General features: G+C 56.9%; 15 protein-coding genes and 1 tRNA gene. 9 read left to right on the top strand and 7 right to left on the bottom strand.

Annotated elements, in window-relative coordinates; all coding sequences use genetic code 11:
- The first annotated feature begins 44 nt into the window (after window positions 1–44).
- Window positions 45–120 (top strand) — tRNA-Asn (locus RE418_RS14615).
- A gap of 73 nt (window positions 121–193) precedes the next feature.
- Here the strand turns inward: RE418_RS14615 and RE418_RS14610 are convergent.
- From RE418_RS14610 to RE418_RS14600, 3 genes are all read right to left on the bottom strand, one after another.
- Window positions 194–1,402, bottom strand: coding sequence for an aldose 1-epimerase family protein (locus RE418_RS14610; RefSeq protein ID WP_060433584.1), 1,209 nt, complete (start codon window positions 1,400–1,402; stop codon window positions 194–196).
- Window positions 1,403–1,827: 425 nt separating this feature from the next.
- A complete protein-coding gene (locus RE418_RS14605; RefSeq protein WP_016927038.1) occupies window positions 1,828–2,130 on the bottom strand; it encodes an XRE family transcriptional regulator in 303 nt (100 codons plus the stop codon).
- Between the two features lie 4 nt (window positions 2,131–2,134).
- Window positions 2,135–2,488 (bottom strand): type II toxin-antitoxin system RelE/ParE family toxin, encoded by a 354-nt coding sequence (locus RE418_RS14600; RefSeq protein ID WP_089181114.1) that lies wholly within the window; start codon window positions 2,486–2,488, stop codon window positions 2,135–2,137.
- Between the two features lie 438 nt (window positions 2,489–2,926).
- Here RE418_RS14600 and RE418_RS14595 point away from each other — a divergent pair, with 438 nt between their 5' ends.
- Window positions 2,927–4,222, top strand: coding sequence for an MFS transporter (locus tag RE418_RS14595; protein ID WP_089181115.1), 1,296 nt, complete (start codon window positions 2,927–2,929; stop codon window positions 4,220–4,222).
- Window positions 4,223–4,248: 26 nt separating this feature from the next.
- Window positions 4,249–5,055 (top strand): substrate-binding domain-containing protein, encoded by an 807-nt coding sequence (locus RE418_RS14590; RefSeq protein WP_049203514.1) that lies wholly within the window; start codon window positions 4,249–4,251, stop codon window positions 5,053–5,055.
- On the opposite strand, the gene RE418_RS14585 is transcribed toward RE418_RS14590, so the two are convergent.
- The 3 genes from RE418_RS14585 to RE418_RS14575 form a co-directional block, all read right to left on the bottom strand.
- Window positions 5,030–5,929 carry a LysR family transcriptional regulator gene (locus RE418_RS14585; protein WP_046896395.1) on the bottom strand — a complete coding sequence of 300 codons (900 nt, stop codon included), beginning with the start codon at window positions 5,927–5,929 and terminating at the stop codon, window positions 5,030–5,032. The genes RE418_RS14590 and RE418_RS14585 overlap by 26 nt on opposite strands.
- A 103-nt stretch (window positions 5,930–6,032) precedes the next feature.
- Entirely contained in the window at window positions 6,033–6,398 is a 366-nt protein-coding gene (locus RE418_RS14580) for a diacylglycerol kinase (RefSeq protein WP_004935528.1), read from the bottom strand.
- Between the two features lie 219 nt (window positions 6,399–6,617).
- Window positions 6,618–7,742, bottom strand: a complete 1,125-nt coding sequence (locus RE418_RS14575; RefSeq protein ID WP_089181116.1) for an N-acetyltransferase — start codon at window positions 7,740–7,742, stop codon at window positions 6,618–6,620.
- A 738-nt stretch (window positions 7,743–8,480) separates the two neighbouring features.
- Between RE418_RS14575 and RE418_RS14570 the strand changes: the two genes are divergently transcribed.
- The 4 genes from RE418_RS14570 to spt are packed head-to-tail and all read left to right on the top strand — an operon-like array spanning window position 8,481 to window position 12,582.
- Window positions 8,481–10,220, top strand: coding sequence for a fatty acyl-AMP ligase (locus RE418_RS14570; RefSeq protein WP_399675189.1), 1,740 nt, complete (start codon window positions 8,481–8,483; stop codon window positions 10,218–10,220).
- Window positions 10,217–11,131, top strand: coding sequence for an NAD(P)-dependent oxidoreductase (locus RE418_RS14565; protein ID WP_025303500.1), 915 nt, complete (start codon window positions 10,217–10,219; stop codon window positions 11,129–11,131). The genes RE418_RS14570 and RE418_RS14565 overlap by 4 nt, the downstream gene beginning before the upstream one ends.
- Window positions 11,132–11,162: 31 nt before the next feature.
- Window positions 11,163–11,423: an acyl carrier protein gene (locus RE418_RS14560; protein ID WP_015378483.1), complete on the top strand. Its 261-nt coding sequence runs from the start codon at window positions 11,163–11,165 to the stop codon at window positions 11,421–11,423.
- Complete coding sequence (gene spt / locus RE418_RS14555; protein ID WP_025303501.1) at window positions 11,410–12,582, top strand: serine palmitoyltransferase; 1,173 nt, start codon at window positions 11,410–11,412, stop codon at window positions 12,580–12,582. The genes RE418_RS14560 and spt overlap by 14 nt, the downstream gene beginning before the upstream one ends.
- Window positions 12,583–12,650: 68 nt before the next feature.
- Here spt and RE418_RS14550 read toward each other — a convergent pair whose 3' ends face one another.
- A complete protein-coding gene (locus RE418_RS14550; protein ID WP_025303502.1) occupies window positions 12,651–13,382 on the bottom strand; it encodes an ATP-binding protein in 732 nt (243 codons plus the stop codon).
- A 371-nt stretch (window positions 13,383–13,753) separates the two neighbouring features.
- Between RE418_RS14550 and RE418_RS14545 the strand changes: the two genes are divergently transcribed.
- Both RE418_RS14545 and RE418_RS14540 read left to right on the top strand, forming a co-directional pair.
- Window positions 13,754–14,479, top strand: a complete 726-nt coding sequence (locus RE418_RS14545) for a hypothetical protein (protein WP_145956994.1) — start codon at window positions 13,754–13,756, stop codon at window positions 14,477–14,479.
- A gap of 30 nt (window positions 14,480–14,509) precedes the next feature.
- The gene (locus RE418_RS14540) at window positions 14,510–15,304 is read left to right on the top strand and encodes a hypothetical protein (protein WP_025303504.1); all 795 of its coding nucleotides are present in this window, start codon (window positions 14,510–14,512) and stop codon (window positions 15,302–15,304) included.
- Window positions 15,305–15,340: the final 36 nt, after the last annotated feature.

Genomic DNA, 15,340 nt, shown 5'->3' with positions numbered 1-15,340 from the left:
ACAAACCCCAGGCGCCCCGCTATTATTCGCCCCGTTCACACGATTCCTCTGTAGTTCAGTCGGTAGAACGGCGGACTGTTAATCCGTATGTCACTGGTTCGAGTCCAGTCAGAGGAGCCATATTTAGAGAAGCCCGCTTAAGGAAACTTAAGCGGGCTTTTTGCTTTAACGCTAAATGCATCGACAGGCAGCGTTACTCTTTGGCTATCGGCGCGTCATTCTCATCAATTTTTACCTTGCCCTGAATATCCGCAATCTTCTGCTCCAGATCCGCCACCTGCGCTTTGCTGTGCAGCAAGGTATAGGTCAGATCAAACTGCGCACTGGCGCCTGGCTGCAGCTGCTTAACGCGTTTTTGTTCGCGCTCGATAGTGACCGGGTAGGCATAGCTGGTGCCCGGCTCAATCCCCGTGACATACCCCTGTTTTAACGTATCGGTATTCTTCCACAGCGTCAGGACGGGCAACTGGCGGGTATCGAACTGAATCGCCACCCCTTTGTCGCCCGCGTTATTGACCAGCGCCGCCAGTGTCTGATGATTCGGATCCGATAATGGCTTAATGTTAAAGACCATTTCATCGAACCCTTTGGTTGGACCGGCATAGGTTGCCCAGGTCTTCAGCCCGGCTTTGGCATAGTCGTTAAACGGGCTGATGCTGGCCATCGGCGCCAGGAAGCGGGCGCCATTTTCCAGAATCGGTGCGCCGAAATTGCTGTGATAAATAATCTGGTAGTCATGGGGATAATCCGCCCGGTTGGTTAACACATCATGCAGGCGGAAACTGTTGCTGCCGGGCACATAGCGCAATTCGGTCAGGGTTTGCAGATCGGCTTTTTTGAATGTGCTCTCTTTGATCAGGCCGCGAACACGAATTTCATACGGCGCCGTATCCGCGACCTCAACCTCAACCCGCGAGGCCGGCGTATTGCCCGCTTTGCCGTGCAACGTGTACATTTGCCCTCCTTCGGTCACCGGATGACCGGTCCACTCATAGCCACAACGCACCATCATCTCGTTGAAACCTTCCAGCCAGCCGAGCCCATTGCGGCTTTCCAGGTTGATAAAGGCGGGATTGACCACCTCTTTGACCGGGGAATCCCATCCCATTTTCGCGCCAAAGCCTTCTGCCCGCAGGAGGTTCATGCCGCGGGTGGGGCTCAGCGTGATGGTCAGGCCATCCTCGCTGCGGATAATGACGACTTTGCTGCCTTCTTGCTTGCCGCCGTGCAACACTTTCTGCTCAATGCTGAACGTTTTATCCTTCACCTTCAGCGCCTCGCTCGAAATCTTCCAGTTTCCTTTCTCCACGCCATCTTCAGCGCTGGTCAGCACCCAACTCTGCGCCGCCGCCTGTCCTGAAATCAGGGCCGAAAACACCGCCATCACCCATGCCTTTTTCATTTCCCTTCCCCTTTAGCTGAATCGATTTTTTTCTAAGCAAGGAAAATCTACTGTTAAGCAGGTTAAAGAAATGTGATGAGCTTCACCGGGTGAGTATTTGACGAAATAGCGCGATAAAAATACGAATTTCATCGCAGTTTTCATGAAAGACGTTGAGTTTTTGCACACAAAACGAGCTATTTATCAACATAATTTGTATCGTTTCAGCTAAGGAGCAAAGAGACAGTTACGGGCAAGCAAGACATCGCGAAGGGAGTGCGCGTGGCTTGTTTAACGCTATCCGGCCCAAACGAAAGTGCTCAGACAGCCTGCCCGTCTTGCGCCTCTTTGCTTTCACGGCCGCCTGCTTGTGTCAAAGGAGCCCTGGTGCACAAAGCCCGCTCCGGGGAACCTGAGCGGGCTTTGTGCCTTTCTGCCGTTAGCGCTTACAGCACAAACTCGTAGTGAGAGCCGTCCGGCAGTTCGATGTCCAGGCGCAGTTTGCCGCCGGCCGCCTCAACATAGCGTTTAAGCGAAGACAGTTTCAGATCGCGGCCCGGTTTTTCCATCACGGCAACGGTCGGCTGCCTGATCCCCAGCGCCTGCGCCATTTCAACCTGCGTTTTCTGTACTTTTTCACGCAGCTCGGCAAGGTGAATGTTCAGCATGATGTCCGCCGCCAGCGCCTGCGCTTTGGCCACGACCTCGGGCTTTTCATCCGCAATAAGCTGTTCCAACGTTCTGCCCATCGCGTCACTCCTTCTCGTTTAATGTGTTCAGCCAGTTCGTGAATTCCCGATCGGCAATCTGAAGCATTCGATCGTAAAAGCGTTTTTCATTGCCGGCTTTATTGCCCGCGCAAAGCACAATGCCAATACGGTACGGATCGAAAGCGAAGAATGCCCGCAACGGTTCGCCACGGCTCTGAATGCGCAACTCTTTCATATTGCTGTAACGTGAGCCTTTAACCGTATCGGCATAGGGTCTGGGCAGACCCGGCCCCTTTTCCCGCAGGGCCATCAATGCGGCAAGTACGCCGGCCCGATCGGCATCGCTGAGCGATCTGTACCAATGATCAAATGCATCCGTTGTTTTAATTTCCCACACGGGACCTCCCTAAAATATAGATCAGTAACTATATAGATGTAAAGCTATAGCAGAGAGGCGCAGGGATAACATGCAAAGGCATACGTGGATACTGCAAGGCTGAACGTACATCCACGTATTTTGCAAACGCAGTGCGAGGTATTCATCTTTTTACGTACGGTATCGAACAATCGTTCAGAGGCACGGGGCGCTTCCCCGCCGCCCCTTTATGAACCCTGTCACAAAAAGCGCATAACGTTTTCGGCGTTCTGCGCAGCGGGCAATGAGCGACAAACTTGTTAACGCCACGTTACATCGGGTTAGGCAACATTGTTAACGCCGATTGATGCGTCAAACGCATCGCGCCATGCGTTTATTGCGCTTATTTACTTTATTTTCCTGAGCGAGTCTTCAGCAACAGGCGCGGCGTCAAGCGCCAATAACAAACTGGAGATAAAGATGCATTCCTCTACCTCACCCATGACCACCCGGGCCAGAACCGGCGCGATACTGCGCGTCACCTCCGGCAACTTTTTAGAACAGTTCGATTTTTTCCTGTTCGGCTTTTACGCTACCTACATCGCACACACCTTTTTCCCGGCCAGCAGCGAATTTGCCTCGCTGATGATGACCTTCGCGGTATTCGGCGCTGGTTTTCTGATGCGCCCGATCGGCGCTGTCGTGCTAGGTGCTTACATCGATAAAGTCGGCCGCCGCACAGGGCTGATCGTCACCCTGTCGATCATGGCCGCGGGCACCTTCCTGATCGTGCTGATCCCCTCTTACCAAAGCATCGGGCTTTGGGCGCCGCTGCTGGTGCTGTGCGGGCGTCTGTTGCAAGGCTTTTCGGCGGGCGCGGAGCTGGGTGGCGTGTCCGTCTATCTGGCTGAAATCGCCACGCCGGGCCGTAAAGGCTTCTACACCAGCTGGCAGTCCGGCAGCCAGCAGGTGGCTATCATGGTGGCGGCGGCCATGGGCTTCGCGCTCAATGCGGCGCTGGAAGAAAGCGCCATTCGCGAATGGGGCTGGCGCCTGCCTTTCCTGTTTGGCTGCCTGATCGTTCCCTTCATCTTCTTCCTGCGCCGCAAGCTGGAAGAGACGCAGGAATTTACCGCTCGCCGTCACCACCTGGCGATGCGCGACGTGTTTAAAACCCTGCTGAAAAACTGGCCGGTGGTGATCGCCGGCATGCTGATGGTCGCCATGACCACCACCGCGTTTTACCTCATCACCGTCTATGCGCCGACCTTCGGCAAAAAGGTGCTGCTGCTCAGCGCTTCCGACAGCTTGCTGGTCACCCTGCTGGTGGCGATCTCCAACTTCATCTGGCTGCCCATCGGCGGCGCGCTGTCGGATCGCTTCGGCCGCAAACCGGTGCTGGTCGCCATGACGTTGCTGACGTTGGCCACCGCCTACCCGGCGCTGAGCCTGCTCGCCGCCGCCCCCAGCTTCAGCATGATGCTGGCCGTGCTGCTGTGGCTGTCCTTCATTTACGGCCTCTACAACGGCGCGATGATCCCGGCCTTGACGGAGATCATGCCAACGGAGGTGCGGGTGGCCGGGTTCTCGCTGGCCTACAGCCTGGCGACGGCGGTGTTCGGCGGCTTTACGCCGGTAGTCTCCACTGCGTTGATCGAATACACCGGCGACAAGGCTTCACCGGGCTACTGGATGAGTTTCGCCGCGCTGTGCGCCCTGCTGGCGACGCTGTATATGTATCGCCGCATCGCCATGCCGCTGCAAACCGCGCGCTAAGCCGCCATCTCAAAAGGAATGATGTCATGCTAAAACTCACTCGTTCGATCCTCGCCGCGCTGGTGTGCGCCTCCTGCAGTACGGCGGCGCTGGCCAAAGACGTGACCGTGATGATCTCCGGCGGCTTCAAAGCCGCGCTGGAGAAGTTGGCCCCGGAATATGAAGCCCAAAGCGGCGATAAAATCATTCTGGTGTCCGGCCCCTCGATGGGCAAAACGCCGCAGGCGATCCCCGCGCGGCTGGCGCGCGGAGAGCAAGCCGATGTGCTGATCATGGTGGGCGACGCGCTCACCCAACTGGAAAAAGAGCGCTGGACCCAGCCGGGTTCGCGCGTGGAGCTGGCCGATTCGCCGATCGGCATGGTGGTCAAACAGGGCGCGCCCAAGCCGGTGATAAAAACGGATGCCGACCTGCGCAATGTCCTGCTGCAGGCGGACTCTTTCGCCTATTCCGACAGCGCCAGCGGCCGCTATGTCAGCGGCCAACTGTTCAAAAAGCTGGGTATCGAGGAACAGGTGAAAGGGAAAGCGCATAAGGTTGAGCGCATTCCGGTGGCCTCTGAAGTGGCGAAGGGGAAATACGCACTGGGCTTCCAGCAGGTCAGCGAATTGCTACCCGTGGCGGGCGTGACCTTTATCGGCGAGCTGCCGGAAAACGTGCAGTACATCACCCGCTTCGCGGGCGCGGTGACCGCCAAGGCGGAGCACCGCCGCGAAGGCAAAGCGCTGCTGGACTTCCTCGCCTCCTCTCAGGCGCAGCCGACCATTCGCGCGACCGGCATGCGAACCGTTCCTGCACCGCAGCCGGTCAGGCAGAGTGATACTGTTCAGTAATCAGCTTTTCCAGCTCGGCGGCGACGAAAGACTGCATGCGGCCGCCGCGTCTGATGAGGCCTACGGTGCGTTTCACCACCGGATCGACCAGCGGCACCGACGTCAACACCGAATGCTCTGAAGCGGGCATCGACATGGCGGGCACGGCGGCAATGCCGATGCCCGCCTCAACCATGCCCAGCATGGTCGTCACATGGCGAGTTTCACACACGCTGGGGCGTTCCGGCACGAGGTGTTCCAGGCGCTGATCGAGCAGATTGCGATTGCCGGAGGTTTTATCCAGCGACACGTAATCCTGCTGATAAAACTCCCGCCAGGTGAGGCTCTTTTTACCGGCGAGCGGATGGTCACGCCGGCAGGCGGCCACGTAGACATCCCCCACCAACGGCACAAACTCAAGATTAGGCTGCAGCCGCCCGGCGAAGCAGATGCCGAAATCGGCCTGGCCGCCGGTGACCGCCTCGATGACATTGCCTGCGCTGCCGTCGATCAGCTTAACGCGCACGCGCGGATAGCGAAGCCGGAAACGGCGTATCACGTCGGGCATGAAATAGTAGGCCGCCGATGGCACCGTGGCGACGGTGACCAGCCCCACCCGCTCCTGGCTGACCTTATCGATATCGGCCATCACCGCTTCGACGTTCATCAGTAACTGCTCCGAACGTTCGGCGAAGGCCTGCCCGTACAGCGTCAAGGTCACGCGCCGGGTGGTGCGGTCGAACAATTTGATGCCCAGCGCGTTTTCCAGCTTCTCAATCCTGCGGCTCAATGCCGACTGCGACAGGCAGATGGACTCTGCGGCCAGCCGAAAATTGCCGTACTCCACCAGCGCGCGAAACGCATAAAGATCGTTGAGATCAAAATTCACGGGCATAACGGCCAACTCTCCTTGCTGAAATGGCAGAGGACGCAAAACAACGATGATAACCGCTTATATCGCCACGGCAACCGGCTTGCTGGTTGAGCCACCAAAGCCCCTATCGCCCCAGCAGCACCATTCCCCAAATAATGATAGTCATCACCACGGCCACCAGCTGCGCTGCGCCGCCCAAATCTTTGGCGCGTTTGGATAACGGATGTAATTCCAGCGAAATGCGATCGACCACGGTTTCAATCGCCGTATTAAGCAGTTCAACCACCAATAGCAGAAAACTGCAGGTGATTAATAACAGCCGCTCTATATTTGTAATATCTAAACCAAATGTAACAACCAGTAAAATGGCGTTAATAACCAATAATTGGCGGAACGCATCTTCGGTAAGCACGGCGTCAATAAACCCGGCCCAGGAATTCCTTATGCTGTAGGTTAATCGGCTTATTCCTTTTTTCTTTTCCACAGGCATACAATCTGCTCTCGTCAAGACTGCGACAATCACTCGCGAATAAATAACGCGGCGTGAATTTATCACGAGTTTATTAATTAAGGACCTTAACTGTTCTCTTCCAGGAGGCGATGCATTCCCTCACGCGCCGTCACCCTGCCCCTGAAACGGCACCGCCCGAAAATACCCTGCCGCGGTTATTATTCTGAGAACGTGAAAAGGCGATGCGTTATCAGCCGGTTAAAGCGTTTTCTCGAACAAGCGGTAGCGCTTATAGGGAACTGCGCCAATGCGTTCTAAAATCGTCCGCATGCCGGTATTGGTTTCCAGGATCCACGACATTTCCAGCGCGTCGATATTGCGCTTCGCGAAAGGCTCGCGCAGCGCCTCAATAAGCAACAGCGCAATAATCGGCCCGATGCGGCTGAATTGATATTCCTGACGCACGCCCATCAACGGCACGCGCGCGGTGCGCACGCCGCTGACTTTCAGCCGCCACAAGAGCTTCGCCCAACCGAACGGCAATAACCGCCCCTGCAGATCGGCAATCGCTTCGTTGATGTTTGGCAGGCCGACAATAAAGGCGCAGGGGGCACCATCCACCTCGGCGATATGGATCATATCGTCGGGCACCAGAAACTTCAGCTGATCCCCCATGGTGGCGAACTCATGCTCGGTGAACGGGACAAACCCCCAGTTATGCTGCCACCCAGAGTTGAACACCTCGCGCAGCACCTGCATCTCCTCGCGAAAGCGCTTGCGATTGAGGCGGCGCACGGTCACCTTTTTGCGCACCTGATCCATCATCCGAGTCAGCGACGGCGAAAAATGCAGATCGGTTCTTTTCATCCAATAGGCAAGCAAATCAATCCCTTCGCTGTAGCCCTGTTGCGCTATCTGGGTCGCGTAGTAGGGTTTCGCGTGCGTCATCAGGGCGGAAGGCGGGGTATCGAACCCTTCGACCAACAGGCCGCTTTCCTGATTGATATTGAGGCTGAATGGCCCGGTGATTTTACGCGCGCCTTTCGATCTCAGCCACTCTTCCGCGACCGTGAATAAGGTGCTGAAAACGGCGGGATCGTCAACGGCGTCAATCATGCCGAAGTGGCCGGTATCCTCGCCATGCAGCTCCCGGTGCAGAGAATCGATTTGCGCCGTGATGCGCCCAACGACTTTGCCATGTTTTTTGGCCACCCATGCCTGCCATTCAATATGGTCGGTGCCGGGATTCTTCTTTGACAGGTGCTCTTCGCGCTCGATATGCAGCGGCTCAATCCAGTTCGGATCATCGCGAAACAGTTGCGAGGGGAAAGCAATAAATTCTTTAAGTTCGCGTTTATCCAGAACTTTCTCAATACGGATCATAAATAGCCTTACGTTTTAATAAAATAATTAAATGAGCGCGCGACAACGCCTTTAGCATTTTTTATGCTGTTCTCTTTTATTGGATTGTGTATTGCCTCCGGTTCAATGATAAGAAAAACCGAATATTACCCCCTGTGAATCAGCGCATTATTGGCTCTACATTCACCCTGTGATGTCCATAATTGATAAAAAAAGGAAACAGAAAGCGGCGCAGCCAGGCTACGCTAATGGTGCTCTTTTATTATTTCGTGCTGTTATGGCAAAAGAAACTCGCCGTTTTTAGTGTACCGACTTTAATCAGGAGGTGTGCCGCCATCTTTACCACTTAATGCTCTTTTTAAGATTAGCCTTAAATGAATCGTTCACTTTTGGATTTCTTGCGGCATACTGTTTAGGAAGTGTTTAAGTTCCAAGATAGCCATGCATGAGGTCATAACCTATGAGCCGACAGTTATTTCCTGCCCGACAGATGCAGACTAAAGAACGGCGAAACCCGGATATTACAATAGCCTCTCGTATATCGCCGGGGTGCCGTTCAGGCTGATAGCACGGGCTACTCGCGCTCTGACCGGTTAATAACCGGCGTGCCGCTCAAGCACGGCAATATACGCTGTTCGCGGAATGAAGATGGTTGAATAACAAACTTATTCAAAAACCTATTCATAGTAAAACATCAATTACCTCGCCAAGAGTGATTTTTCTCTTTTGGTGATTTTTAATCTATGGCTAAGTTTGTCTATGTCTGAAACAAGTTCCGTTCATTCTCTTCCTATGCGCTATGCGGACTTCCCCACTTTAGTGGACGCGTTGGATTACGCGGCGCTGGGCAATACGGGAATGAATTTTTACGACCGTCGCAATCAACTCGTGACCGTTCTCGAATATCGCACGCTGCAGCAAAAAGCGATCTCGGGCGCGCGGCGCTTATTGTCCCTGAAGCTCAAGAAAGGCGATCGCGTAGCGCTTATAGCCGAAACCAGCGCGGGATTCGTCGAAGCCTTTTTTGCGTGCCAATATGCCGGCCTGGTGGCGGTACCGTTGGCGATCCCGATGGGCGTGGGCCAGCGCGACTCCTACACCGCCAAACTGAAAGGGCTGATCGCCAGCTGCAACCCGGCGGCGATCATCAGCAGCGAAGAGTGGACACCGCTCATCGCGTCAGCCACGGAAAACACGTCGGCGATGCACATCCTCAGCGACGAGGATTTTAACGCCTTGCCGGAGCCGGAGATCGCGTTGCCCGCGCCTTCGCCCGACGATATCGCCTACCTCCAATACACCTCGGGCAGCACCCGCTTCCCGCGCGGCGTGATCATTACCCAGCGGGCGGCCATGGCGAACCTGAGCGCGATCAGCCGCGACGGGATCAAGCTGCGTGCGGGCGATCGCTGCGTTTCATGGCTGCCCTTCTATCACGACATGGGCCTGGTCGGTTTCCTGCTGACGCCGGTGGCGACCCAGCTGTCCGTCGATTATCTGCGCACGCAAGATTTCGCCATGCGCCCGATGCAGTGGCTGAAACTGATCGCCAAGAATCGCGGCACGGTGTCCGTCGCCCCGCCGTTCGGCTACGATCTGTGTCTACGCCGCAGCAACGCCAAAGAGCTGGCCGATCTGGATCTTTCCAGCTGGCGGGTTGCCGGCGTAGGCGCCGAGCCGATCCCGGCCGAGCTGCTCGGCCAGTTTGGCGAACACTTCAGCAGCATCAACTTCGACAGCAAAGCCTTCATGCCGTGTTACGGCCTGGCCGAGAACACCCTGGCGGTGAGCTTTTCCGATCCTTGCTCCGGCCCGCAAACCAACGCGGTCGACCGCGATATTTTGGAGTACGAGGGTAAAGCGGTCGCGCCGGGCAAAAAAACCCGCGCCGTCTCGACCTTCGTCAACTGCGGCCGTGCGCTGCCCGGCCACCGCATCGAGATCCGCAGCGAAACCGGGCAACCGCTGCCGGAGCGCCAGGTCGGCCATATCACGATTTCCGGCCCCAGCCTGATGAACGGCTATTTCTGCGACGATGAATCTCAGAAGCAAATTCAGGTGACCGGCTGGATGGATACCGGCGATCTGGGCTACCTGCTGGACGGCTATCTGTACGTCACCGGCCGCAAGAAGGACTTGATCATCATTCGCGGCCGCAATATCTGGCCACAGGATATCGAGTACGTCGCGGAATCCGAACCGGAAATCCGTTCCGGCGATGCGATTGCCTTCGTGACTGAAGAACACGACGAAGCGGCCAGGATCATTTTGCAAATCCAGTGCCGAGTCAGTTCGGAAGAACGCCGAGAACAAATCGTGCATTCGCTGAGCGCGCGCATTCAAAGCGAGTTCGGCATTGCGGTGGACATCGAGCTGCTGCCGCCGCACAGCATTCCCCGCACGTCATCGGGCAAACCTGCCCGTGCGGAGGCCAAAAAACGCTGGCTGAGCGCTTCGCTCTATCCGCAAATGCCGCAGTTGGCCGGTTTCGCGCAATGAGCGGCACCGTCGCAGTGACGGGCGCGACCGGCTTTATCGGCCGGCATATCGTCCAGGAACTGCTGGCGCAAGGGTTTAACGTGCGCGCCCTGACGCGGCAAGCCGGAAAAGCCGCCGCGGACAACCTGCAGTGGATCCCCGGCGCGCTGGAAGATCGGCCCTCGCTCACCGAGCTGGTGCGCGGCGCAGAATACGTCGTGCATTGTGCGGGCCAGGTGCGCGGGCATGCGGAAGCGGTGTTCACCCGCTGCAACGTCACCGGCAGCCTGAACCTGATGCAGGCGGCCAGGCAAAACGGCCGCTGCAATCGTTTCTTGTTCATGTCGTCGCTGGCGGCCCGCCATCCGGCGCTGTCCTGGTACGCCCATTCAAAACAGGCCGCCGAGCAGCAACTCATCGCCGCCTCCGGCGATATCGCGCTGGGGATTTTCCGCCCAACGGCGGTTTACGGGCCGGGCGATAAAGAGCTGAAACCGCTGTTCAACGGCCTGCTGCGCGGCGTACTGCCCCGGCTGGGCGCGCCTGAGGCCAAGCTCACTTTTCTGCACGTGAGCGATTTGGCAAAGGCGGTCAGCCAATGGGTGCAGGCCGAACCCGCGCAGCCGAATATTTACGAACTGTGCGACGGCGTGGCCGAAGGCTATAACTGGCTGCGCCTGCGCGACATCGGCGCCGCCGTGCGTCACGGGCCGGTGCGTCTGGTGAGCATTCCGCTGCCGCTGCTGAAAGCCCTGGCGGATATCAGCGTGGTGTGGAACCGCCTGGTCAAACAAGAGCCGATGCTGACGCGCAGCAAAATACGCGAATTAACGCATCACGACTGGTCCGCCAGTAATCACGCGCTGTCGCAACAGATTAATTGGTTTCCACAGGTAAGTTTGGAGCGCGCACTGCGCGAAGGGCTGTTTTAATTATTCCAATTAGAGGTGTGTCAACGTTCTTATGCTAAATCGCGATGCTGTAATGGATTATATCCTGACGTGTTTGCAAGGTATCGTCGAAGGCGGAGTGGAAATAAAACCTGATAGCGATCTCGTCAATGATCTTGGCCTGGAATCCATCAGAGTCTTGGATCTGCTGATGATGCTGGAAGATGAATTAGATATCTCCATTCCTATCAATATATTGCTTGATGTCAGAACGCCTGAGCAACTGCTTGACGCGCTGCGCCCTTATCTGGAGAAAAACCATGGGACTGTATGATAAGTTTGCGCGGCTCGCCAATGACCGTGAGCAATTTCAAACGTCCGGTCTGAATCCGTTCGGCACCTGCATCGACGAAGTCTATTCCGCCACCCAGGGGCGCATCGGCGATCAAAAGATTGTCCTCGCCGGCACCAATAATTACCTTGGCCTGACGTTCGATGCGCAGGCGATCGCCGCCGGCCAGGCGGCCCTGGCCGCACTCGGCACCGGCACCACCGGCTCGCGCATGGCGAACGGCAGCTACGGATCGCACCTGACGCTGGAACGGGAGCTGGCGGAATTCTTCGATCGCCCAAGCGCTATCGTTTTCTCCACCGGCTATACCGCCAACCTGGGCGTCATCAGCACCCTGGCGGGGCCGGGCGCCGTGGTGTTGATCGACGCAGACAGCCACGCGAGCATTTACGACGCCTGCGCCCTCGGCGGCGCGGAGATTATTCGCTTCCGCCACAATGACGCCGCCGATCTGGAGCGCCGCATGGTGCGCCTGGGCGAGCGGGCCCGCGAGGCGATCATTATCGTGGAAGGCATCTACAGCATGCTGGGTGACGTCGCCCCGCTGGTGGAAATCGTCGATATCAAGCGGCGGCTCGGCGGCTATCTGCTGGTCGACGAAGCGCACTCCTTCGGCGTGATGGGTGAGCACGGCCGCGGCCTGGCCGAAGCGCTCGGCGTCGAGCAAGACGTGGATATTATCCTGGGCACCTTCAGCAAAAGCCTGGCTTCAATCGGCGGTTTCGCCGTCGGCGGCAAAGGGATGGACGTGCTGCGCTACAGCAGCCGGCCGTATATCTTTACCGCTTCGCCGTCGCCGTCCAGCATCGCATCGGTGCGCACGGCGCTGCAAAAAATCGCGCGCCATCCCGAGCTGCGGGAAAAGCTGTGGAGCAACGCGCACCGTCTGTACCACGGCCTCGCCGAACTGGGGTATACCCTGGGGCCGCGCATCAGCCCGGTGGTGCCGGTGATGATCGGTTCAAAAGAAGAAGGATTGCGTTTCTGGCGCGAGCTGATCGCCCACGGGGTGTATGTAAACCTGGTGCTGCCACCGGCCGCGCCGGCGGGCGTCACCCTGTTGCGCTGCAGCGTCAATGCCGCGCACAGCGATGAAGAGATAGACGCCATCGTGCGCGCCTTTGCGGCGCTGAAAAAGTAAAGCCTTCCCTCTCGGCCGCGGCGGCGGTGCCAAAATGGTATCGCCGCCCTGCCGAATCGCTGCGCACTTCAGTGCGCAGCCGTTGATACCCCATCAGCCGAATAGCGATAACCCTGCGCCGCCATAAATTCCCCGATGGCTTTTTCCGCCGCCGAAAGCACCTCCTCGATCGGCCGATCGGCATCGAGATCCACGATGTCGGCGCCTTCGAACGTCAATAACGGCGTGACGGCGATCTTCTTCTCCAACGCCGCTTTGCGGTGATCGGGTTTACGCGCGCAGGCCACGTCCAGACTGACATTCAGCTTGAGTACCAGATCCGGTTTTTGCCCCGCCATCCATTGGAACGCCGCCCGCTCGCGCGCCGCCAGCCAACGGACAAAACGGCTCCCTTCCACGTCGACGGGAAAAACCGTACCGTCGTAAGCGCCGGGGATTTGCGCCTGCGGAAAACGGTCGGTCAACACGATGAAACCTTGCCGACGGTACGCCAGCATGCGGCGGAAACGCAGCAGCCGCCGCCCCACGAAAGCGATGATCACCGCCGACGGCAACAGGCCGATGCGGGATTTTTTCGTTTTGACTTTTTTGGTATTACTCTCGATAGCCTTGCCCACCGAGCGCCCGAGCAGCGGCAATTTCGCCGCCGCGCGGCCGACGTTGCCCGCCTGTTTGCCCAGATGCACTTGCACCGCCGGGCCATAATGTTTCATATACGCGATCAGATGTTCACAAACGGTGGACTTACCCGATCCGTCGCTGCCGATAACCGCAATCAGCGGCGGAAATTTTGCACTCATAATAAGACTCTCTTTCAATACACCAGAAACGGCGTGCCATATTTGAAGCGACCTATCGCTTATCATTGCCGTGGCGGCTACGTGAAAAAATTTACCGTAGCGCGGCGCCAAAAAGCACAAAATATTAAGCGAAAATTGAAAACCTCTGCTCTTTTTTCATCGTGAGCCCTGCCGGGAATTAACATAAAAAGCGAAACCGGCGCGCGCACGAACAATTAGCACAAAATAACAAGAACGAACGCCATAAATATCAATTCAAATAGCGAACAAGAATACCAATCTCATTATTTTATCGCAGCAAAGCACAATAAATATCTTGAACCCAAGGCGTATTGGAATACAATAGTTTTTTTCGCATTGGATCAATTATTGTGAGTCAGCAGATAAGACCTTCATCTGATCGCTCGCCCGTGCGCGTAATAGCGATAACCGGCTGTGACGGCTCGGGAAAATCCACGTTAGCTGCCAGCCTGGTCGAGGCCTTATCGGCGCAAGAACCTGCCGAACTGCTGTATCTCGGCCAGTCTTCCGGGCGCATCGGCGAATGGATCAGTTCGCTGCCGATTATTGGCGCGCCCTTCGGGCGTTATTTGCTGAAGAAATCGCAGCGCGTGCATGAGCGCCCTTCCACACCGCCGGATAATGCCACGGCGCTGGTAATTTTTTTACTCTCCTATTGGCGCGTTTATAAATTCCGTCGCATGCTGAAGAAAAGCCGCAGCGGCGCATTGCTGATCACCGATCGTTATCCGCAGGCCGAAGTGGCAGGGTTTCGTTTCGATGGCCCGCAGCTGGCGAAAACCGCCGGCGGCAATCGCTGGATCCGCGGGCTGAGAAAGCGCGAACAAAAGCTGTACCAATGGATGGCGTCTTATCAGCCCTTATTATTAATTCGGCTGGATATTGACGAACAAACGGCCTATTCACGTAAACCCGATCACTCGCTGGCGGCGTTGCGTGAAAAGATCGCCGTCATCCCGCACCTGACGTTTAATGGCGCTAACATATTGGATTTAGACGGCCGCGAGCCGGCTAACCGTATTTTCGATGCCTCACTGCGCGCCGTTAAAATATCGCTGAGGGCCGCCAATGCCTAGCCGCCAAATAACCTTTTCGTACCGAAACAGATGAAAAAAAATAAACTCACCGCCGAACAGGATACCTCTCCCACCTGCATCACCGGGCTGATTGCCGTGGTGGGCAGCGACGGCACGGGCAAGTCCACGCTGACCGCCGATCTGGTGAAAAACCTGCAGCAACATCGCCCCACGGAGCGCCGCTATTTGGGGCTGATCTCCGGCGAAGACGGCGACAAAATCAAGAAGTTGCCGTTCATCGGCGTGTGGTTGGAACGGCGCCTCGCGGCCAAATCCGATAAAACCCAGCGCATGAGCAACAGGCCGCCGGCGCTGTGGGCGGCGCTGATCATGTACGGCTTTTCGCTGTGGCGCGCCGCCAACCTGCGCAAGGTGCGACGGCTGGCGCAGAGCGGCGTGCTGGTGGTCAGCGATCGCTACCCGCAGGCGGAAATTTCAGGTTTTTACTACGATGGGCCCGGCATCGGCGTGGAACGCGCAAAAGGCTGGCTATTGAGCCGCCTGGCGGCGCGCGAACGCCGTTTATATCAACACATGGCCGTCTATCGGCCGGCGCTGATCATTCGCCTTGATATCGACGTCGATACGGCATTTTCCCGCAAGCCCGATCACAGCTATGAAGAGCTGAAAGACAAGATCGCCGCCATGGTGCGCCTGCAGTACAACGGTGCGCGCATCATCGAGCTGGACGCCAGAGCCCCTTACGACGAGGTGCTGAGCAACGCGCTCAACGCCATTTCCGCCGTAGTGAATCCCGCGAAGCGCCCACAGAGCGATATCGGGCAACCCGGCGAAAACGCCGGCGAAGAAACTCAGGTTTATTAAACGCATACAGGGCAAGCGCATGACGGCGGAACAAAA

Origin of the sequence: Serratia sp. szju, from assembly GCF_044594185.1 — a bacterium.
Classification (GTDB): domain Bacteria; phylum Pseudomonadota; class Gammaproteobacteria; order Enterobacterales; family Enterobacteriaceae; genus Serratia; species Serratia bockelmannii.
This window is presented reverse-complemented; position numbering and strand designations above follow the sequence as displayed.

Excerpts from the sequence above, each read along its gene's own strand:
- RE418_RS14610 (WP_060433584.1), bottom strand. The coding sequence starts at position 1,402 with ATGAAAAAGGCATGGGTGATGGCGGTGTTTTCGGCCCTGATTTCAGGA.
- RE418_RS14605 (WP_016927038.1), bottom strand. The coding sequence starts at position 2,130 with ATGGGCAGAACGTTGGAACAGCTTATTGCGGATGAAAAGCCCGAGGTC.
- RE418_RS14595 (WP_089181115.1), top strand. The coding sequence starts at position 2,927 with ATGCATTCCTCTACCTCACCCATGACCACCCGGGCCAGAACCGGCGCG.
- RE418_RS14590 (WP_049203514.1), top strand. The coding sequence starts at position 4,249 with ATGCTAAAACTCACTCGTTCGATCCTCGCCGCGCTGGTGTGCGCCTCC.
- RE418_RS14585 (WP_046896395.1), bottom strand. The coding sequence starts at position 5,929 with ATGCCCGTGAATTTTGATCTCAACGATCTTTATGCGTTTCGCGCGCTG.
- RE418_RS14580 (WP_004935528.1), bottom strand. The coding sequence starts at position 6,398 with ATGCCTGTGGAAAAGAAAAAAGGAATAAGCCGATTAACCTACAGCATA.
- RE418_RS14575 (WP_089181116.1), bottom strand. The coding sequence starts at position 7,742 with ATGATCCGTATTGAGAAAGTTCTGGATAAACGCGAACTTAAAGAATTT.
- RE418_RS14570 (WP_399675189.1), top strand. The coding sequence starts at position 8,481 with ATGTCTGAAACAAGTTCCGTTCATTCTCTTCCTATGCGCTATGCGGAC.
- RE418_RS14565 (WP_025303500.1), top strand. The coding sequence starts at position 10,217 with ATGAGCGGCACCGTCGCAGTGACGGGCGCGACCGGCTTTATCGGCCGG.
- RE418_RS14560 (WP_015378483.1), top strand. The coding sequence starts at position 11,163 with ATGCTAAATCGCGATGCTGTAATGGATTATATCCTGACGTGTTTGCAA.
- spt (WP_025303501.1), top strand. The coding sequence starts at position 11,410 with ATGGGACTGTATGATAAGTTTGCGCGGCTCGCCAATGACCGTGAGCAA.
- RE418_RS14550 (WP_025303502.1), bottom strand. The coding sequence starts at position 13,382 with ATGAGTGCAAAATTTCCGCCGCTGATTGCGGTTATCGGCAGCGACGGA.
- RE418_RS14540 (WP_025303504.1), top strand. The coding sequence starts at position 14,510 with ATGAAAAAAAATAAACTCACCGCCGAACAGGATACCTCTCCCACCTGC.